The sequence below is a fragment of the Prevotella sp. P6B1 genome, from assembly GCF_000702825.1.
GTDB lineage: Bacteria > Bacteroidota > Bacteroidia > Bacteroidales > Bacteroidaceae > Prevotella.
In genome coordinates, this window is record NZ_JNKF01000014.1 from 1 (window position 1) to 19,647 (window position 19,647).

General features: G+C 46.9%; 18 protein-coding genes and 1 tRNA gene. 3 read left to right on the forward strand and 16 right to left on the reverse strand.

What is annotated here, in order from left to right; all coding sequences use genetic code 11:
* The first annotated feature begins 20 nt into the window (after positions 1 to 20).
* A tRNA-Lys gene (locus tag T495_RS0110790) sits at positions 21 to 93 on the forward strand.
* 61 nt (positions 94 to 154) lie between these two features.
* Here the strand turns inward: T495_RS0110790 and T495_RS0110795 are convergent.
* The 6 genes from T495_RS0110795 to gyrA all read right to left on the reverse strand — a co-directional run bounded on the left by T495_RS0110795 (position 155) and on the right by gyrA (position 7,355).
* Positions 155 to 781, reverse strand: coding sequence for a DKNYY domain-containing protein (locus T495_RS0110795; RefSeq protein WP_231495095.1), 627 nt, complete (start codon positions 779 to 781; stop codon positions 155 to 157).
* 5 nt (positions 782 to 786) lie between these two features.
* Complete coding sequence (locus T495_RS0110800) at positions 787 to 1,284, reverse strand: nitroreductase family protein (protein WP_033148703.1); 498 nt, start codon at positions 1,282 to 1,284, stop codon at positions 787 to 789.
* Positions 1,285 to 1,294: 10 nt separating this feature from the next.
* Positions 1,295 to 2,227: a UDP-glucuronic acid decarboxylase family protein gene (locus tag T495_RS0110805; RefSeq protein WP_028904263.1), complete on the reverse strand. Its 933-nt coding sequence runs from the start codon at positions 2,225 to 2,227 to the stop codon at positions 1,295 to 1,297.
* 64 nt (positions 2,228 to 2,291) lie between these two features.
* Positions 2,292 to 3,437 (reverse strand): SGNH/GDSL hydrolase family protein, encoded by a 1,146-nt coding sequence (locus T495_RS0110810; RefSeq protein WP_051652007.1) that lies wholly within the window; start codon positions 3,435 to 3,437, stop codon positions 2,292 to 2,294.
* Positions 3,438 to 3,513: 76 nt separating this feature from the next.
* Positions 3,514 to 4,728: a hypothetical protein gene (locus tag T495_RS0110815; protein ID WP_033148704.1), complete on the reverse strand. Its 1,215-nt coding sequence runs from the start codon at positions 4,726 to 4,728 to the stop codon at positions 3,514 to 3,516.
* Between the two features lie 71 nt (positions 4,729 to 4,799).
* On the reverse strand, positions 4,800 to 7,355 hold the full coding sequence (gyrA, locus tag T495_RS0110820) for a DNA gyrase subunit A (protein WP_033148705.1): 2,556 nt from the start codon (positions 7,353 to 7,355) through the stop codon (positions 4,800 to 4,802).
* 241 nt (positions 7,356 to 7,596) lie between these two features.
* Between gyrA and T495_RS0110825 the strand changes: the two genes are divergently transcribed.
* Positions 7,597 to 10,119: an ATP-dependent Clp protease ATP-binding subunit gene (locus tag T495_RS0110825; RefSeq protein ID WP_033148706.1), complete on the forward strand. Its 2,523-nt coding sequence runs from the start codon at positions 7,597 to 7,599 to the stop codon at positions 10,117 to 10,119.
* A 43-nt stretch (positions 10,120 to 10,162) separates the two neighbouring features.
* On the opposite strand, the gene T495_RS0110830 is transcribed toward T495_RS0110825, so the two are convergent.
* The 9 genes from T495_RS0110830 to T495_RS0110870 form a co-directional block, all read right to left on the reverse strand.
* Positions 10,163 to 12,097: an NAD(+) synthase gene (locus T495_RS0110830; protein WP_033148707.1), complete on the reverse strand. Its 1,935-nt coding sequence runs from the start codon at positions 12,095 to 12,097 to the stop codon at positions 10,163 to 10,165.
* Positions 12,094 to 12,792 (reverse strand): DUF2027 domain-containing protein, encoded by a 699-nt coding sequence (locus T495_RS0110835; protein WP_051652008.1) that lies wholly within the window; start codon positions 12,790 to 12,792, stop codon positions 12,094 to 12,096. Before T495_RS0110835 ends, T495_RS0110830 begins: the two co-directional genes overlap by 4 nt.
* A 93-nt stretch (positions 12,793 to 12,885) precedes the next feature.
* Complete coding sequence (gene rsxA, locus T495_RS0110840) at positions 12,886 to 13,488, reverse strand: electron transport complex subunit RsxA (RefSeq protein ID WP_028904259.1); 603 nt, start codon at positions 13,486 to 13,488, stop codon at positions 12,886 to 12,888.
* Positions 13,489 to 13,491: 3 nt separating this feature from the next.
* Positions 13,492 to 14,076, reverse strand: coding sequence for an RnfABCDGE type electron transport complex subunit E (locus T495_RS0110845; protein ID WP_033148708.1), 585 nt, complete (start codon positions 14,074 to 14,076; stop codon positions 13,492 to 13,494).
* A 3-nt stretch (positions 14,077 to 14,079) separates the two neighbouring features.
* Complete coding sequence (locus T495_RS0110850) at positions 14,080 to 14,709, reverse strand: RnfABCDGE type electron transport complex subunit G (protein WP_033148709.1); 630 nt, start codon at positions 14,707 to 14,709, stop codon at positions 14,080 to 14,082.
* Positions 14,706 to 15,698 carry an RnfABCDGE type electron transport complex subunit D gene (locus T495_RS0110855; protein ID WP_033148710.1) on the reverse strand — a complete coding sequence of 331 codons (993 nt, stop codon included), beginning with the start codon at positions 15,696 to 15,698 and terminating at the stop codon, positions 14,706 to 14,708. The genes T495_RS0110850 and T495_RS0110855 overlap by 4 nt, the downstream gene beginning before the upstream one ends.
* A 38-nt stretch (positions 15,699 to 15,736) precedes the next feature.
* A complete protein-coding gene (gene rsxC, locus T495_RS0110860) occupies positions 15,737 to 17,104 on the reverse strand; it encodes an electron transport complex subunit RsxC (protein ID WP_033148711.1) in 1,368 nt (455 codons plus the stop codon).
* Positions 17,101 to 17,982, reverse strand: a complete 882-nt coding sequence (locus tag T495_RS0110865) for a Fe-S cluster domain-containing protein (protein ID WP_033148712.1) — start codon at positions 17,980 to 17,982, stop codon at positions 17,101 to 17,103. Before T495_RS0110865 ends, rsxC begins: the two co-directional genes overlap by 4 nt.
* Before the next feature lie 25 nt (positions 17,983 to 18,007).
* Positions 18,008 to 18,421, reverse strand: coding sequence for a SoxR reducing system RseC family protein (locus tag T495_RS0110870; protein WP_028904254.1), 414 nt, complete (start codon positions 18,419 to 18,421; stop codon positions 18,008 to 18,010).
* 152 nt (positions 18,422 to 18,573) lie between these two features.
* On the opposite strand from T495_RS0110870, the gene T495_RS0110875 reads away from it, so the two are divergent.
* Positions 18,574 to 19,014 carry a hypothetical protein gene (locus tag T495_RS0110875; RefSeq protein WP_028904253.1) on the forward strand — a complete coding sequence of 147 codons (441 nt, stop codon included), beginning with the start codon at positions 18,574 to 18,576 and terminating at the stop codon, positions 19,012 to 19,014.
* On the opposite strand, the gene T495_RS0110880 is transcribed toward T495_RS0110875, so the two are convergent.
* Entirely contained in the window at positions 19,011 to 19,646 is a 636-nt protein-coding gene (locus T495_RS0110880) for a hypothetical protein (protein ID WP_155950138.1), read from the reverse strand. The genes T495_RS0110875 and T495_RS0110880 overlap by 4 nt on opposite strands.
* Between the last annotated feature and the right edge of the window lies 1 nt (position 19,647).

The window sequence follows — 19,647 nt, forward strand, 5'->3', positions numbered from 1 at the left end:
TTAAAGACCACCAAAATGATGCACCCGTAGCTCAGTTGGTAGAGCACCTGACTCTTAATCAGGGTGTCCAGAGTTCGAGCCTCTGCGGGTGTACAAAGAAAAGAGATAAGCATTGAGCTTATCTCTTTTTTCGTTTTAGAAACATCTACTTCTGCTATTCAAGTTTCCGGCCTTTATAATAATCGTTGAAGGCATCCTTGGCATAGCCGTCGCCAGTATATTTAAATGTTGCTGCAGAAGCGCCTTTAACTTTCTTTCCAAAGTAATATACATTGAACGCATCCTTGGCATAACCACCTTCCATCAACTTGAATGAAGTTGCTGAAGCATCAAGCTTTTTGCCATGATAAAACACGTTGAAGGCGTCCTTGGCGTAACCACCACCAACCTCCTGGAAAGATGATGCCGAAGCGTCAATCTTCTTGTCGCCATAGTACACGTTGAATTGTGATTTATAATAGCCATGGCGCCCTTGACCATGATCATACATATCACGGGTTTCGCGAAAATGTGTGGTAGCACGATCTTTCAAACGGAACGTAGCTGGGTCGACATATTCGAGAATACGACCATTGAGATATACATTATCCCGATCCTTAGCATAGCCGCGCCCCAAGTCCACAAAGCTATGAGCATCGGCATACTTCAGGGGCTCATGACCAAAATACACCTGACCATGGGAAACATCATATGTTTGTGCCTGGATTGAGACACTCCACCCTATCAGTCCTATCACCATGAGTGACTTAAGAGACAGGCCAGCATTATTCAATTTTCTCATACGCATTACTTACATATTTCCGCAATCTCCTTACGTTTCTTCTCCTTAGGCTCGTCGGCAGCATAACCGATGGGAATCAGCACAGCAGGCTCCTCATTGTCGGCAAAGGTGAAGAGCTGCTTACACTTCTCGGCATCGAAGTTGCACACCCAGCAAGTAGCAAGTCCCTGCTCTGTAGCAGCCAGACACAGATGCTCCACGGCAATGGCTATATCGATATCGCCATGATGCTTACCGTCCTTGCGCACCCATTCCTCGTCGTGCAGGATGCTGCAGATAATGTACATCGGAGCAGAATTGAACCAATCGCGGCTATAGCACTCCTGAAGCTTTGCCTTGTCAGCCTCATCCTTCACCACACGGAACATCCATGGCTGTTTGTTGACTGCCGAAGGGGCAAAGCGCACACACGCCATCACATAGTCCAGCTTCTCCTGTTCCACACTCTTCTCCTGATAGCTTCTACAGCTATATCTCTGCTTTACTAAATCTAAAAAACTCATATTCTTCTTTTTAAATTTTGGTTTTGAAATATTCTATGGTCTTTGCCAGACCTTCGTCAAGCTTTACTTTTGGTTCCCAATCCAGCTTCTCCTTAGCCAACGAGATGTCGGGGCGACGCTTCTTGGGGTCGTCAGATGGCAGGGGACGGAATATAATCTTGCTCTTTGAACCAGTCATCGCGATTACCTTCTCAGCCAGTTCCAACATGGTGAACTCGCCAGGATTACCGATATTCACCGGACCAAGGAAATCATCGTCACTGGCCATCATCCTGGTCATTCCATCTATCAGATCAGAGACATACTGGAACGAACGTGTCTGAGTGCCATCACCGTAGATGGTGATATCCTCACCACGCAGCGCCTGCATGATAAAGTTTGAAACAACCCGACCATCATTCGCGGCCATGCGTGGACCATAGGTATTAAAGATGCGTATGACCTTGATGCGAACACCATGCAGACGATGATAATCGAAAAACATCGTCTCTGCACAACGCTTGCCTTCGTCATAACATGAACGAATACCTATCGTATTGACGTTTCCCCAATACGACTCTGGCTGAGGATGAACAGCAGGATCGCCATACACTTCGCTTGTTGAAGTCTGAAGTATCTTACATTTCGTTCTACGAGCCAGTCCCAGCATGTGATAGGCGCCAAAGACAGATGTCTTGGTGGTCTGTATCGGGTCGTTCTGATAATAAACCGGTGAGGCGGGACATGCCAAATTGTAAATCTCATCGACCTCTGCCCAATACGGCTGACATACATCATGACGAACAATCTCAAAATTATGTTCGCCTAACAAATGCCAGACATTCTCTTTACTACCGGTATAAAAGTTGTCGAGACAAATCACGTCATTGCCCTCACTGACCAATTTTTCGCAAAGGTGGCTGCCTATAAAACCAGCTCCCCCTGTAACTAATATTCTTTTCATGATTACATTGTTTGGTTATTATTGTAGATAGATAGTCCTTTTTTCCTATTTGGCAGACAGATATTCATCGTCGCGTACCAGCACCTTCTCTATTATGCCAACATACATGATGTGCTGCAGCCTGGGCCATAGCCTCATAGGCTCGCTCGCTGGGATGCAAGTGGTCGCCACTATCAAAACCGTCGGCAAATGCCTTAGGATTACTGTTACTACGCACAGCAGCATCGAAATCAATACATCCGTCAAAAACAGGTGACGTGCGTAACCACTCGTTAAACCGCTGTCGCATCATGTCGCGCTGTTCGTTATATGTACGCCAACCGTAGATAGGCAACAAGGTACCGCTCCATACTTTCAGTCCCATGGCCTTAGCAGGTTTTACATAGATATCCTCAACACCATGCTCCATCTCCTCTACTGTTGGCAGATCGCTCCAGGGGCGGAACGGATTGACATCCTCGCCCACAGGGTGGATAATATCGTTGATGCCATGCTGGATGATGACATCTGACGCACCTGCCACATTCATCTCGATAGGAAAACGTGTGGCACCTTTCAAGCCGTAAGCCTGATAGGTAATACAATCATACTGACGCAGGATGCGCGTGCCACTCACAGCACGGCGGATAATGGAAACATTGGAGCCAAGCGCCATCTCTGCCATATAATCAGGCCACGACTGCGCGGTGATAGAATCGCCATAGCATACTACAGCGTGATTATCGGGCGATGTGAGTACATCGATGGTATTCAGAAAGTAGAACCAGTTGGTATGTCGTGTCAGATTGAGTGGCAACTCAGTTGCTTCGGCATAGTCGCCATAGGTGTAGAAGCCCTTTGATAACGGACCTGTAATGAGCGTGCCGCTATTCATCTGCGTATAATCAGCCAGATAGAAGCTCACGTTGATGATGTCGCCCATATGGACAGCGTGACTGATGGCATCGCTCTCAGTCTCCTTTCCCGGCATCAACGTCACTTGCGTTTCGCCACCGAAGGTGATAGGCGTATGCTCTACAAATACCTTCGAGAGAACCACGGGTTCTGTGCCTGTCAGGTTGGAAAAACGGAAACGCAGCTGACTGCCGCCAAAGGGCATACGGATAGGATAACGCAGCGTAAGGTCCTTGGCATAGATGGCCTCCCCGCGGTTAGTGATAGAGGTAGCATTGCCCCAACAAGCCACCCATTTCTGTTCTTGATTCGTCATGTATTGTTGTTTTGCAATAAAGAGGCCCGCCATTCATTGGCAGGCCTCATCACGGTTTATCTATATAAATCGTAGATTAGTGCATATCCTGCTCAGCCTGCTTAGTCTCAGCAGCATTCTCGCCATAGTAGTTGTAGTAGGCATTGTAACGGTTGTAACCCCACTTAGCCTGCAACATATCTGGATCGAGCTGCTTAGCCTTGTCGAACATATCGATAGCCTGCTTGTAGAGCTCCTTCTTCTTGGCAGCATCCTCGATATTCTGAGCCTCTACACTATAAGCAGTACCTGCATAGGTAGCGATGATAGCGTTGTCGGGCTTAACCTCGAAGGCCTTCTTCAGATAAGGGATAGCCTCAGATGCCTTGTTAGCCTGCAACAGAGCCAGACCCTTGTCGGCCAGAGCTACGAAGTTGTTAGGATCCTTTGCCAGTGCATCGTCGAGAATTTTGTTAGCCTCGGCGTCATTGCCCAAGCCCAGCAGTACATTGTACAGCTTCTCCATAACACCGTTCACCTTGTGCTCGGCATAAATACCCTTCAGGTTCTCGGCATACTTTACTGAATCGTCCTTTGTCTTCAGACCATCACCCAGAATCTCGAGTTTCAGGTTGAGGGCATTCTCATACTCCTCAGGATCCTTCATGGCTACATCAGCAAGCTCGAGGGCCTTAGCCATATCCTTATCCTGGTAAGCGAAGATTGCAGCAAAACGAGCTACCTGACCGAAGAAAGGCTTCTGTGCCTCGCGGTCCTGAGCCTTGAACATAGGTGCAGCATCGCTCTCGGTAAAGAGCTGCCAGTACTTACGAGCTGAAGCATTGTCCTTAGCAGTAAGGGCATCCTGACCAGCGTTAACCAGTGTGTTACGTGGAGCAAGCCACAGGCGCTGAGCGTTCTTAGAGGCAAACTTTGGAGCCACCTTACCCTTCTCGTTAGGCTTCTGATCGTACTTATCGCACTCAAGACCTGCAACGAGGGCATTGTATGCCATCTCTGACATCAGCTTGGTGTCAACGGGCTTCTCTTCCTTACCCATCTGCTTAGCCAGCTGGTTCTCGGTCTGAATGGTGCTCTGAGCGTCGAACTGAGCCATAGCCAGATCAACGAGCTTGTTGTATGCCTTAGCCTTCTCAGCATCGCTGGCGAGAGAGCCAAGATTGCTCTTTACAAGTGCTTCTGCTTCTGCATAGGTCTTTGCCTTGAGGATTGCCTTCAGGGCGTCACTGTCACCGGCAAATGCGGTAGCGCTTGCTACCATCATTGCTGCCATTACAAATAATTTTTTCATAAGCTTTAAAATTGGTTATACCATTAATATTGATTGATTTTACTCATTTGACGTATCAACTTTCTGATGGTTTAATCCTTTGTCTCGGGTGTAGTCTCAACGGTTCCCTCGACGGTACCCTCAGTAACAGCCTCATCAGCAATCTCAGCTTCCTCGATATCCTCGTCCTCAGCCTGAGAGTGCATCACCTTACATACAGAAGCGATTACATCATTTTTCTTTGTCAGGTTGATCAGGCGAACGCCCTGAGTAGCACGGCCCATCACACGAACATCGGCCACCTTCAGGCGGATCAATACACCACTCTTATTAATAATCATCAGATCGTTCTCATCGGTTACTACCTTGATAGCTACCAAGCGACCAGTCTTCTCGGTGATAGCGAGGGTCTTCACACCCTTGGCACCACGAGCAGTCTTACGGTAATCCTCTACCTCAGAACGCTTACCATAGCCATTCTCGCTGACAACCATGATAGTCTCAGTATTAGGATCGTTCACACAAACCATACCTACAACTTCATCATCGCCACCATCGAGACGCATACCGATTACACCGGTAGAAACACGACCCATGGTACGTACATCATTCTCGTCGAAACGCACAGCACGACCATTACGGTTGGCCAACAGCAGTTCGTTATGACCATTGGTCAAGCGAACACCAACAACCTCATCGCCCTCGTTAATATTGATAGCAATCACACCATTGGCGCGTACATTCTTATATGCATCCAGACAGGTCTTCTTGATAATACCCTGCTTGGTTGCGAATACAACGTAGTGCGACTTCAAGAACTCCTCGTCATTGAAGTTCTTGATACGCAGAACGGCATTAATAGAATCATCAGGATCGATGTTCAGCATATTCTGAACGGCACGGCCCTTTGAGTTCTTATCGCCCTCAGGTATCTCATAACACTTCTGCCAGTAGCAGCGACCCTTCTGGGTGAAGAACAGCAGAGTGTTATGCATGGTGGCAGGATAGATATACTCTGTGAAGTCGTTGTCGCGATGACGGGCAGCCTTTGAACCCATACCACCACGACCCTGCTCGTGGAACTCAGACAGTGGTGTACGCTTGATGTAACCCATGTGCGAGATAGTAATTACAACAGGATCATCGGGATAGAAGTCCTCTGCATTGAACTCGTGATCGAATGGAATAATCTCTGTACGACGCTCGTCGCCATACTTCTCCTTCACCTCGAGCAGATCCTGTTTCATCACCTCCTTACAACGCTCAGGGTTATCCAATATCTCCTGCAACTCGGCGATGAGTTTCTGCAGGTCGTCGAACTCCTGGTGGAGCTGATCAACACGCAGACCTGTGAGCTGAGCCAGACGCATATCTACGATAGCCTTCGACTGAAGCTCATCCAGATTGAAGCGCTGCTCCAAGTTACGCTGAGCATCGGTTGGGGTCTTAGAGTTACGAATAATATGCACAACCTCATCGATATTGTTAACGGCAATAATCAAGCCCTCGAGGATATGTGCACGTTCCTGTGCCTTGCGCAGGTCGTACTTAGTGCGACGAATGGTCACATCGTGACGATGCTCAACGAAGTACTTCACGCATTCCTTCAGTGAAAGCAGACGTGGACGGCCCTTTACCAGAGCGATGTTATTCACTGAGAATGAGCTCTGTAAGGCAGTCATCTTAAACAGCTTGTTCAACAGTACATTGGCATTGCAGTCGCGCTTACAGTCAACTACAATACGCATACCCTGACGACCTGACTCATCGTTTACATTAGCAACACCCTCAATCTTGTGCTGGTTTGCCAAATCAGCGATATAAGCCACAAGGTCAGCCTTATTGACACCGTAAGGAATTTCTGTTACAACAATCTTATCATGCGTTTCGCCGCTTTCAATCTCAGCCTTGGCACGCATCACGATACGACCACGACCTGTCTCATAGGCATCCTTTACTCCCTGAAGACCATAGATATAAGCACCTGTTGGGAAGTCAGGACCAGGGATGAACTGCATCAGACCATCGGTATCGATATCAGGATTGTCGATATAAGCACAGCAACCATCAATCACCTCGCCCAAATTGTGGGTAGGCATATTGGTAGCCATACCTACAGCAATACCGTTACCACCGTTAACCAGCAGGTTAGGAATCTTGGTAGGCATCACAGTTGGTTCCTCGAGCGAGTCGTCGAAGTTAGGAGCCATATCAACGGTTTCCTTGTCCAGGTCGTCCATAATGTGCTCACCCATCTTTGAGAGTCGACACTCAGTGTAACGCATGGCAGCTGGTGAGTCACCATCAACCGAACCGAAGTTACCCTGACCGTCAACAAGGGTGTAACGCATGTTCCAATCCTGTGCCATACGAACCAAGGCACCATATACAGAAGAGTCGCCATGTGGGTGGTACTTACCAAGCACCTCACCTACCACGCGCGCACACTTCTTATAAGGCTGTGTAGATACGTTGTTGATGTTCATCATACCGTAGAGGATACGGCGGTGAACTGGCTTGAAGCCGTCGCGAACATCTGGAAGGGCACGTGCCACAATGACTGACATTGAGTAGTCGATGTAGCTCGATTTCATCTCTTCTTCGATGTTGATCTTAATAATTCTGTCGTTGTCGAATGTTTGATCCATCTTTTTATTTTACTATTTAACTATATACTTTTTTGTCGTTTTCGCGTTTAAGGCCATTTTTAAGCCCGCTGACGCGTTTTTAACCGTGCAAAGGTAATTATTTTTTTGCGACCTACCAAACCTTTTAAACTATTTTATGGGAAAATATTTCGTTTTTGTGGCATGATGTTTGCAAGATTTGTTGTATCTTTGCAAAAGATATAATTAAATTAGGTATAGAATAATAGACAGAAAGATTGATATGACAACGCAATTTTCGCCAAGACTATCGGAAATATTAGCCTTCTCACGTGAGGAGGCTGCCCGACTTGCTAGTCGTTCCGTAGGTCCAGAGCACTTGTTACTGGGAATTCTCAGAAGCAAGGACGGACCAGTCATCGACTTGTTTAGCCGCCTGAACCTGGATATGCAATCGGTGAAAACTGAACTGGAAACAAGAGTCAGACAAGACGAACTGACGGAATCCATTCATGCCACTGACCTGACACTGAACGAGCAAGCCAATAATGTATTGAAACTCGCCGTTCTTGAAGCCAGACTACAAAGAGCGGCTACTATTGAAGAGCAACATCTGTTGTTAGCTATCTTACACGACATGGCCAACAACGGTGCAAAGCAAGTATTAGAACAGTTCCATATGACATACAATGAAACATCTGCCATGCTGTTTGCACCCAAAAACACCAATGTGAGCAATGGTATCGGACTTCCAGATGAAGAGGAGGAAGAGTATGAAACCACTGGTAGCAGCAAGGGCAGCAATAGTTCGAACGCCACTACCACCCAAAAGAGGCCAAACTCGAAAACGCCTGTGCTCGACAGCTTCGGAACGAATCTGACCAAGGCAGCTGCTGAAGGGCAGTTAGATCCCTGTGTAGGCCGCGAGCGCGAGATACAGCGTGTAATCGAGATTCTGGGTCGTCGTAAGAAGAACAACCCTATCCTGATTGGTGAACCTGGTGTTGGTAAGAGTGCCATCGTAGAAGGTTTAGCCCAACTCATTGAGAAACATCATACCAGTCCAATGCTGTTTGGCAAACGTATCTATACACTCGACATGACAGGTGTTGTAGCAGGTACTAAGTATCGCGGACAATTTGAGGAACGCCTGAAGGCCCTCATGAAAGAGCTCGAAGCCAATCCTGACATCATTGTATTCATCGACGAGATACACACGATTATCGGTGCAGGATCTACACCAGGTTCGATGGATGCAGCAAACATCCTGAAACCTGCTCTGGCCCGTGGCACTATCCAGTGCATTGGTGCCACTACACTCGACGAATATCGCGAGAGTATCGAGAAAGATGGAGCATTAGAGCGCCGTTTCCAGAAGGTTCTGGTAGAACCTACTACTAACGAGGAAACACTACAGATTCTGCACAACATCAAGGATCGTTACGAGCAGCATCATCACGTCACCTATACAGACGAGGCGTTGGAAGCTTGTGTCAAATTGACAGACCGCTACGTCACCGACCGTTTTATGCCTGATAAGGCTATCGATGCGCTCGACGAGACCGGTTCGAAAGTTCACTTGGGCAATGCACAGATTCCACCTGAGATCATTGAGAAGGAAAAAGAGATGGAAGAGGTGAAGGATAAGAAACAAGCTGCCGTAAAGAATCAGAATTACGAGTTAGCCGCAAGCTATCGTGACCGCCAACTGGCACTCGAAAAAGAATTGAAGGAACTCAACGAACGCTGGAGCAATGGCGAAGGAGAGGAACGTCAGGTTGTAGATGCCGACCAAGTAGCCGAAGTGGTGTCGATGATGACAGGAGTACCAGCTCAGCGTATGGCAGAACAAGAAGGTATCCGCCTGAAAGGCATGGCTGTAGAACTGAAGAATGCCGTGATTGCTCAGGATGCCGCTATCGACAAAATGGTCAAAGCCATCCAACGCAATCGCGTGGGATTGAAGGAACCCAACCACCCCATTGGCGTATTCATGTTCTTAGGTCCTACGGGTGTCGGCAAAACCTATCTCGCCAAGAAGTTGGCCGAGTTTATGTTTGGTAGCAGCGACGCCTTGATCCGTATCGACATGAGCGAATATACCGAAAGCTTCAACACCTCGCGCTTGATTGGAGCACCTCCGGGATACGTAGGCTATGGCGAGGGTGGACAACTGACAGAGCGTGTACGCCGTCACCCCTACTCTATAGTCTTACTCGACGAGATTGAGAAAGCACATTCAAACGTGTTCAACCTGTTATTGCAGGTGCTTGACGAAGGACGTATGACAGATGGTAACGGACGATTGGTTGATTTCCGCAATACCGTTATCATTATGACCTCGAATGCAGGAACACGCCAGTTGAAAGACTTCGGCCGTGGAGTTGGTTTCGGTGTTACAAACAGTACAAGTCTGATGCTGAACGATAAGGACAAGCAGAATGCACGTGACATCGTGCAGAAAGCTCTCTCTAAGCAGTTCTCACCCGAATTCCTGAACCGTCTCGACGAGATTATCACCTTCGACCAGTTGGATCTGGATGCCATCAAGCGCATTATTGATGTCGAATTGAAGGGATTATATCATCGCATCGAACAGATAGGTTATCATATTGACCTAAGCGACGAAGCCAAGGAGTTTGTTGCCGCCAAGGGATACGATGTACAGTTTGGTGCCCGACCGTTGAAACGAGCCATCCAGAACTATCTGGAAGATGGTATCAGCGATATTATCGTGAACGGCGATATCAAACCCGGCGATACGATACACATTACATTAAAAGAAAATGAGTTAGCATTCAGCTAACTCATTTCTTTTTTATCGTGTTGATACTTGTCATTGCTTTCGCTTAATCGAGGCTTTCGCATTCTTTCAACCAGAGAGCACTCGAAGCATCGCTCGGCATACGCCAATCACCACGGGGCGAGAGGCTCACGCTTCCTACTTTAGGGCCATCAGGCAGACAAGAACGTTTGAACTGCTGATTGAAGAATCGGCGACAGAATGTAGTCAGCCATTTTTTCACAGTCTCCTCATCGTAGAGTGCCGGCTGACCGTCCTTAGATGTGCAGAACGCACGCTGAGCCAAGAGGTAAATCTTCTTCGGACTGTAGCCATAACGCATGAAATAATAGATAAAGAAATCATGCAACTCGTAAGGACCTACCAAATCCTCTGTTTTCTGTTTGATATTACCATTTTCATCAGCAGGAATCAGCTCGGGCGATATCGGCGTATCAATGATATCAAGCAATGTCTCGGAAGCCATCTCGTTTGCCACATAACGAACCAAATAGCGAATCAGCGTCTTAGGTACACCCGCATTCACACCATACATCGACATATGGTCGCCATTATATGTTGCCCATCCAAGTGCCAGTTCCGATAAATCGCCAGTTCCAATTACAATAGCATTCTCCTTATTTGCCACATCCATCAAGATCTGGGTACGCTCACGAGCCTGCGAGTTCTCGTAAGTAATATCATGAACCTTAGCATCGTGATTGATATCAGCAAAATGCTGGGTTACCGCCTTTGCAATACTGATTTCACGGATGGTCACACCTAATGCTTCCATCAGTTTCAAGGCGTTGTTATAAGTACGGTCAGTCGTACCGAAACCTGGCATGGTAATACCAATGATACCCTGACGGTCGAGCCCTAACTTATCAAAAGCTTTCACCACCACCAACAACGCCAACGTAGAATCAAGTCCACCGCTGATACCAATCACAGCCTTCTTTCCATTGATATGGTACAGACGTTTTACCAGACCCATCACCTGGATATTCAGAATTTCCTCACATGACTCCTCCATATTCTCGCTCTTAGGAATGAAAGGATATGGATCGATATTTCTGAATAGCGTAAAGTCACGTGGTGATACGGCTTTACAATTAATCAAACGAGCATGTGCGCCACGTTGCGCATTGATGAAGGTGGTATTAGTACGACGCTCCTCATGCAGTGCCTCGATGTCAATCTGACACATCTTCAACTGTGGCTGGAGAGAGAAACGGCTACCTTCTTCAAGTAATCTACCATTCTCAAAGATGATGGCATTACCACCATAGACCACATCCTGTGTCGACTCACCGAACCCACAACTGGCATACACATAACCACTGATCATGCGTGCACTCTGCTGAGCCAGAAGTGATTTCAGATAAGCATGCTTACCTATCAGCTCATCGCTGGCAGAGAGATTGAAGATGATATCAGCACCTGCCAGCGAAAGATTATTGCTGGGTGGTGTTGGCGCCCAGACATCCTCACAAATCTCTATTCCGAATTTCACCCCATCACTGGTGACAAACACCTGAGGCTCGGCAGAGATATGCACTGGACTACCAGCAAAATAGATATCAGTAGGATTAAGATCCTGTGACGACGCAAACCAGCGCTTCTCGTAGAACTCTCCATAGTTAGGCAGATATACCTTGGGAACGATACCTAATAAAGAACCACTCTGAATCACAGCAGCACAGTTATACAACAAACCGTTGACAACCACTGGCAAACCAACAATCGCTATAACATTGAGTTTGCGCGTAAAATCGAGCAGTTTTACAATACCGTCCTCTGCATGGTCCAACAGAAGTTGTTCCTTGAAGAGATCCTGACACGAATAGCCAGTGATACAGAGCTCAGGAAACACCATAATCTCCACACCACGTCCTTCTGCTTGTGCTATCAGACTCTCAATCTGTTGGATGTTATAATCCACATCGGCCACTTTAACCGTAGGCACAGCAGCTGCTACGTTTACAAATCCGTATTTCATAACTTTACTTTTTGTACGTCGTTCTCAATTAGTGTATATATCAGTGCAGGTTGCTCAAAGAAATCATTCTCACAGAACGCATGCAACTTATAGAACTTCACCGTATCCACTCGTACCTGCGCATTGACGGGCGACTTCAGCAGATAGTGTTTGTCGCGCTTGTAGGCTATAAACTGCACGCAGCAATGCTCCATATCGTTCAGATCCTCGCGTCCAAACTCCTCAATAAACTCTTTGCAGTTGGGTTCAATCTCGCCTTCGGCTCTCAGCTTCCAGGCACTACCTTCAGCTGTCATATATACATAGCGCAGATAGTAGTTGGAATCATTCACTAAATAGGTTTCGAAACGACTCTGTGATAATTCTTTTATCTCCATCGGCACAAAAGCCAAGAAAGCACTCAACTTGTCGCCACCCTTTCGTTCCTCTGGTTTTGCCTTGAAAGTGATAGGTCGATCGGCAGGTTCTATCTCAGGTTCTTCTTCCTCTTCGATAGTCTGACGGGCTTTTGCCTTTTGTTCTACCATTCTTGAGGTCTCATAGTTCTCCTTACCAACCACAACCACCTCATTAATCATCATGGGCATCTGGAAGCCATCCTCATCTTCTACCAATACTATATTCTTTCCTTGAAAGCCAGCCACCTTTCCGCCACCGACTTCACTCAGGAATCTCACTTTATCTCCAATTTTCATCTCAATAATTATTCTTATTTTTCGGGGGCAAAGTTAAACAAAAAAGCCCGAACTACAAAATAGTTCGGACTCTTTTTAGTAGTCAGTTGTTATTTAATCGATGCCGAAAAGCACTTTCAGTCCTCCGTCAACTCCCGAGAATCCCATAAAGGCCAAGCTCAGGAGACCTGCAGAAAGCATCACAATAGCCATTCCCTGCATGCCCTTTGGAATTTTAACCAATTCCAGTTGCTCACGCATACCGGCAAATACGGTCAGTGCCAAACCGAAACCAATAGCTGTTGAGAATGCATAGACTACCGATTGCAGCAGATTGTAATCTTTCTGAATAACCAGAATGGCCACACCCAATACGGCACAGTTTGTTGTTATCAGAGGGAGGAAGATACCTAATGCCTGATACAAAGCTGGCGACACTTTCTTCAGAACAATTTCCACCAACTGTACTAACGAAGCAATTACGAGAATAAATGCTATCGTCTGAAGATACTGCAGTCCGAAGGCATCAAGCACATATTTCTGAACCAACCAAGTAACGATAGTGGCAAGTGTCAGCACAAAAGCAACAGCTGCCGACATACCTAACGAGGTATCAATCTTCTTGGATACGCCAAGGAACGGACAGATGCCGAGGAACTGTGACAACACGATGTTGTTCACAAAGATGGCGCTAATGAAAATAAGTATATATTCCATAACTTAAGCGTTTCTAAGTTTGTTAACGATTGCAATCAGGAAGCCCAGAGTGATAAAAGCACCTGGTGGCAATACAAAGAGCAGGATATTGAATGTCTCAGGCAACAATGTAAAGCCAAAGATAGAGCCAGCTCCAAGCAGTTCACGACAGATACCTAACAGTGTCAGGCCCAAGGTAAAACCAAGACCGATACCGATACCATCAAACAGAGAAGCAACAGGTGAATTCTTAGCGGCAAAAGCTTCAGCACGACCAAGTATCACACAGTTCACCACAATCAGAGGTATAAATAATCCCAATGATTTATCCACCTCAGGCAGATATGCTTTAATCACCATCTGAAGGATGGTAACAAAAGCAGCAATCACCACGATGAAGACAGGAATACGCACCTTATCGGGAGTGACTGATTTCAGACAGCTGATAACAAAATTCGTGCAGATAAGTACCGCCATCGTAGCGAGTCCCATGGACATACCATTCATGGCCGAAGTGGTTGTGGCCAATGTAGGACACATACCCAGCATCAAGACGAACGTAGGATTCTCCTTGATGATACCATTCTTAATAATCTGTATTGTGTTCATACCTTAATCCTCCTTTACTTTTTGAGTTGCACCCGTTTCTGCATCAGCTGCAGGTGTAGCCTTGTAAGCGTTATAAGCATTATTGACAGCCAACAGAAAAGCACGACTGGTAATGGTCGATGCCGTGATTGCGTCAACCTGTCCACCATCCTTCGACACCGTGAGAGGCTGAGCAGGCGACTTTCCGATGATATCACCCTTCTCCCCCTTCTGGAACCACTTATCAGCCTTAGCGCCCAAACCGGGAGTCTCAGCATGCTCCAGCAGCGTATAACCTAAGATATTACCCTCTGGATTAAAACCTACCAGCACCTTCAGATCACCGCCAAAACCACCAGTTGTCGATTCTACAGCTGCACCGAGATCTTTGTTTTGGGCATCCTGAATCTGATAGATAATATAAGTCATTTCCTTACCCTTGGCATCGTTCTGTTTCACCGTATCAGTCTTGGCAACTTTCAAGTTGTCAACACACATCACGTTTTTGATACCATCGGCCAGAGCTTTGGCTTTCTGGTCGTTGATAGGACCTTCAGTCAGGTGGTTCACAAAAGCCAGGATACCACCCATGATAACTGCTACCGACGTCAGTACCAGCACCATATTCAGTAATGATGATTCTAACTTTTTCATTTTGTTACCTCCCCGAATCGTTTTGGTTTTACGTAATTATTGATGAGTGGTGTGAACGCATTCATAATCAGAATAGCGAACGACATACCCTCTGGATAAGCACCCCAGTTTCGGATCACTACCGTCAGGAATCCGATGGCAATACCATAGATGAGTTGTCCCTTGGCTGTCATCGGGCTCGTCACATAGTCGGTTGCCATGAAGATAGCTCCCAGCATCAGACCACCCGAAAGAATCACCGAGATAGGATCAGCATAAGCAGGATTAGCGAGATGCAACAAACCAGCAAATACGAATACCGTAGCGATGATTGATACAGGAATATGCCAGGTGATTATCTTTTTCCACAACATATAGGCCAGACCCAGCAACAAGGCCAGCGCACAAATCTCACCCATCGCACCTGCGCCATCAGGATGATTACCCAGGAAAAGGTCAAGCGATGAAGGTAACTTATCGAGTATAGACGCGTCGCCGCTCTTGATGGCTTCCTTCATGATAGAGAGTGGTGTTGCACCAGTCTCTGCATCGAGATAGCTGCCCAGCTGACCAACCTTTGGCCAAGTGGTCATCTGTGCAGGAAATGCTACCAGCAATGCTGCACGACCAACGAGTGCGGGGTTAAACAGATTATTACCTAAGCCACCAAACGTCATCTTAGCCACACCGATGGCAAAAAGCGCACCGATAATGATGATCCATACCGGCAGGTTTGATGGCAGGTTGAAAGCAAGCAACAGACCTGTGAGAATGGCAGAGCCATCGAGCACTGTATTACGTTGCTGCTTAAGGATATACTTGCTGATAGCCCACTCAAAGAATAAGCAGGCAGCCACGCTGGATGCTGTTACAACAACCGAACCCAGACCGAAGAAATAGAACGATACGAGCAGGGCGGGCATCAGTGCAATGATGACGCCGTACATGTTGCGCTCTACGGTATCGGTACCATGGGCATGTGGCGATAATGAAACAATTAACTTACTCATATTGAGAATTTACATTTTTACAATTTACCAATTACCATTTATTTCTTGGCGGCGCGTGAACGGATAATTCCCATCACAGTGCTCTTACCCAAGCGGATATTGTCGAGCAACGGACGATGCGCTGGACATGTGAACTGGCAAGAGCCACACTCGATACAGCTCACGATATCCTCACTTTCTGCACGCTCCCAATTCTTCACATCCGACAGTTTAGCCAACAGATACGGCTCCAATCCCATCGGACAAACACCTACACACTTGGCACAACGGATACAGGGCTGCGGCTCCTTACGGCGAGCTTCATCATCGCTGATGATTGTCACCGAGTTGGTTCCCTTACAGATAGGCACCTCTACCGAAGTCAGTGCCTTACCCATCATCGGTCCACCGGCCAACAGTTTATTGTCGCCTTCAGGCATACCACCACAAGCCTCAATCAGATCCTTCATGGGTGTACCCATACGCACCAGGAAGTTACCTGGGTTCTTAAGTTTCTTTCCTGTCACAGTGGTATAGCGTTCAAAGAGTGGTTTGTTCTTCATCACAGCCTCGTAGACAGCGAAAGCCGTACCAACATTCTGCACGATAGCACCCACGTTCACAGGGATGGCAGGAGGTGCAGGAACCTGACGCTGGATGACCGCATCTACCAACTGTTTCTCACCACCTTGCGGATAACGTTGTTTCAGGGGCACCACCTCTACCTGATACTTGGTACCACTGAATTTCTTAGCACATTTCTCAGCAAGCAGCTTGATAGCAGCAGGCTTATTGGTTTCGATACCAATATATCCTTTGGTCACCTTCGCTCCCATCATCAGGAGTTCGAGACCCACCAATATCTCATCGGCGTGCTCCATCATCAAACGATAGTCGGCTGTGATATAAGGTTCACACTCCACAGCGTTAATAATCACGCATTCAGCCTTGGCCGTTGGTGGTGGTGTCAACTTAATAAAGGTGGGGAAACAAGCACCACCCATACCAACAACACCAGCATTTTTGATACGTTCTACAATCACCTCAGGCGTCAGGTCGGGATGTGCTTCAACCGTCTCCAGTTTATCCGAACGGTCGATTCCTTCTTCCCAGTCATCGCCTTCCACATTGATGATGATCACAGGCTTACGATAGCCTGTGGCATCGATAGCGGTATCAATCTTGAATACTGTACCACTGACCGACGAAAAGATAGGAGCCGAAACGAATCCACCGGCTTCGGCAATCATGGTGCCAACCTTCACCTTGTCACCTTTCTGTACCACAGGCTTGGCAGGAGCACCGATATGCTGTCCCAGTGGGAAAATGGCCTGTTTGGGCAGTTCTGCTACCTTTGTTGGTACCTCGTGAGTCAGCTTATTCTCTTCTGGGTGAATACCACCTATACTAAATGTTCTGATCTTCATGCTTTTGCCTCCTCTTCTTTTTTAGGTTCTTTGGGCTTTGGCGCAGGTGCTGGTGTGGGGAAGTTTACATCCACAATCGCATGTTTAGGACATACGGTCACACACTTACGACACAAACGGCACTTTTCGAAATCGATGTAGGCCAGGTTGTTCTCCACGGTGATAGCACCGAAGTTACATTCCTTCTCACACTTACCGCAACCGATACAACTTACGGCACAAGCCTTCATGGCAACAGGTCCCTTGTCCTTGTTCACGCACGACACGAAGACTCTCCTACCCTTCGGGCCTTTCTTACGTAGTTCGATAATGTTTCTTGGACATGCCTTAACACATGCGCCACACGAGGTACACTTGTCGTCATCAACCTCGGGGATACCTGTCTCAGGATTCATGTGAATGGCGTCGAACTGACAAGCAGCCACACAATCGCCGCATCCTAAGCAACCGAATCCACAAGCAGTCTCACCAGCGCCACAGGCATGCATGGCAGCACAAGTGCGCAGGCCAGCATACTCAGCAACCTTTGGACGATGTTCACAGGTACCGTTACATCTTACTACGGCTACCATCGGTTCTGAATTAGCAATTGCCATTCCTAACAAGTCGGCCACCTTTCCCATCGTCTCGGCGCCGCCTACAGGACACATCAGTCCGTCAAGGCTTCCGGCATCTGCACCTTTCACGAGTGCATCGGCCATACCGCTACATCCTGGAAATCCGCATCCACCGCAATTGGCACCAGGCAGCAATTCGCCCACCTGCGCAATACGTGGATCTTCATAGACAGCGAACTTCTTGGAGGCTGCAAAAAGCACAATAGCCGCTATCAGTCCGATAGCTCCAAGTACAATTACTGCAATCAAGATGAAATTCATACTCTATTTGTTTTAGTTACTAATTTTATGATTCTAATTGGAATGATATCTGTTTCTGTATCCGATCTTTCAGTACCCATAGCGCCAGATAATAAGGTATCAGTGCCGCGATGGCCGCCAGCGCCGACAACCCCTCGTCGCCCAATAGTTTCAGAGCAATCATCAGCACACTTATTAATAATAAGAAAGGTACGCCGAAGCCTAATAGCAAAGCGCGGTTAGCCACATCCTTCGATGCCCACACTGTCACCTCCTGACCTACGGTATAACCAGCGGTGTTATGACAGAACACATCTACGATCTTCACTTTCGACTCGGCAGCATTGCAATGCGATGCCACCTTACAGGCTGCGCACGCAGAAGTCTGGACGATCTGCACCTTAATGCAACCATCGCTTATGCTTTTAATAATTCCCGAATGTGATATCGTATTACTCATCGATTTGCTATGTAGACATTACATTTTGCAAAGGTACGACAATCTACTGAATAAAACAAGCGAAAACGTGGTTTTTTTATAAAAATATTCGTAATCGTTTGCAATTACAAAAGTTTTTTTATACTTTTGCCACAGATTAATAATAAAAGAAGATGAAGACAACCGAACTGACATTCCAGCAGATTGAACGTGCTATCCGCAAGATAGCCGACAAATTTCCTCCTTCCGAAGAGGCTTCCGTCATGACTGATATCCACATGCGCGTTACTCAGGAGACGGGTGAATTAATGGCTTTCGACGACAACGATGAGGAAATCAACCGATGCATTATTGAAGATTGGATCGGCGATACTTCAGATAACTTCTTCGACGAGATTCCCTCGGTGATTCGTAAGAGTTTGGACAAGATGAAGGATACCATTGAGAACATGTCTATCCTCAAGCCTTTCTCATTTGTACTGGAAGACGACGATAAGGAGTCGGTGGCAGAACTCTATCTGGTTGACGACGAAACGGTCATCATTGATCCCGACTTGATGGAAGGTCTGGAAGAAGATCTTGATGCCTTCCTCAAGAAATTGCTGGAAGACTAATACAACTCCTCACTTTTCTGCAATAAGAAGTTACGCGTTGCATCCAACGTGTACACTTCCTCTGTACGTGTTCTGGCCTTCTCCTTCGAGTAGTCCATCAGATGGATTTCATAATCGCTGGTGATGGTGAAATACTGTAGTATCTCCTCATCACCATCGAGATCCTGTTCCTCATCCTCATTGATAGCATACAGACACAGTTTGTCTACCGGCATATAATCGTCATCGAGCGAATAGAGCCACAACGAATAGCGGTCTTCGTCCTCATCAGCAGCCAGCAACATCAAGCGGGCACCAATAGATTCGGACAAAGAGATGGCTTTCTGTTTGTCATGTCCTTCCAATTCAAGCGCTTTGGCAATATCCTGCGGCACCGGTTTGAAGTTGGGAAGATACCTCACAAACTCCTCGGTATAGGCGATAGGAAGCGGCAACAATTCCAAACTGTCGTAGAACATCTTGAGCGGATTGTCCGAATGCTTTAAGTTGATACCTTGAGCCTCTAAACGTTCCCTGATTTCCAGCTGTTTGATGCTGTCCAACTTATGCTGCATCTCTTCGGGCGACAGACTTCTGCCTCCACAAGCACACAACAATAATAATCCTAATAAACCTCCTATCAATCCTTTCATA

Excerpts from the sequence above, each read along its gene's own strand:
- rsxA (WP_028904259.1), bottom strand. The coding sequence starts at position 13,488 with ATGGAATATATACTTATTTTCATTAGCGCCATCTTTGTGAACAACATC.
- T495_RS0110810 (WP_051652007.1), bottom strand. The coding sequence starts at position 3,437 with ATGACGAATCAAGAACAGAAATGGGTGGCTTGTTGGGGCAATGCTACC.
- rsxC (WP_033148711.1), bottom strand. The coding sequence starts at position 17,104 with ATGAAGATCAGAACATTTAGTATAGGTGGTATTCACCCAGAAGAGAAT.
- T495_RS0110815 (WP_033148704.1), bottom strand. The coding sequence starts at position 4,728 with ATGAAAAAATTATTTGTAATGGCAGCAATGATGGTAGCAAGCGCTACC.
- T495_RS0110870 (WP_028904254.1), bottom strand. The coding sequence starts at position 18,421 with ATGAGTAATACGATATCACATTCGGGAATTATTAAAAGCATAAGCGAT.
- T495_RS0110865 (WP_033148712.1), bottom strand. The coding sequence starts at position 17,982 with ATGAATTTCATCTTGATTGCAGTAATTGTACTTGGAGCTATCGGACTG.
- T495_RS0110825 (WP_033148706.1), top strand. The coding sequence starts at position 7,597 with ATGACAACGCAATTTTCGCCAAGACTATCGGAAATATTAGCCTTCTCA.
- T495_RS0110850 (WP_033148709.1), bottom strand. The coding sequence starts at position 14,709 with ATGAAAAAGTTAGAATCATCATTACTGAATATGGTGCTGGTACTGACG.
- T495_RS0110845 (WP_033148708.1), bottom strand. The coding sequence starts at position 14,076 with ATGAACACAATACAGATTATTAAGAATGGTATCATCAAGGAGAATCCT.
- T495_RS0110805 (WP_028904263.1), bottom strand. The coding sequence starts at position 2,227 with ATGAAAAGAATATTAGTTACAGGGGGAGCTGGTTTTATAGGCAGCCAC.
- T495_RS0110795 (WP_231495095.1), bottom strand. The coding sequence starts at position 781 with ATGAGAAAATTGAATAATGCTGGCCTGTCTCTTAAGTCACTCATGGTG.
- T495_RS0110855 (WP_033148710.1), bottom strand. The coding sequence starts at position 15,698 with ATGAGTAAGTTAATTGTTTCATTATCGCCACATGCCCATGGTACCGAT.
- T495_RS0110830 (WP_033148707.1), bottom strand. The coding sequence starts at position 12,097 with ATGAAATACGGATTTGTAAACGTAGCAGCTGCTGTGCCTACGGTTAAA.
- T495_RS0110875 (WP_028904253.1), top strand. The coding sequence starts at position 18,574 with ATGAAGACAACCGAACTGACATTCCAGCAGATTGAACGTGCTATCCGC.
- T495_RS0110835 (WP_051652008.1), bottom strand. The coding sequence starts at position 12,792 with ATGAAAATTGGAGATAAAGTGAGATTCCTGAGTGAAGTCGGTGGCGGA.
- gyrA (WP_033148705.1), bottom strand. The coding sequence starts at position 7,355 with ATGGATCAAACATTCGACAACGACAGAATTATTAAGATCAACATCGAA.
- T495_RS0110800 (WP_033148703.1), bottom strand. The coding sequence starts at position 1,284 with ATGAGTTTTTTAGATTTAGTAAAGCAGAGATATAGCTGTAGAAGCTAT.
- T495_RS0110880 (WP_155950138.1), bottom strand. The coding sequence starts at position 19,646 with ATGAAAGGATTGATAGGAGGTTTATTAGGATTATTATTGTTGTGTGCT.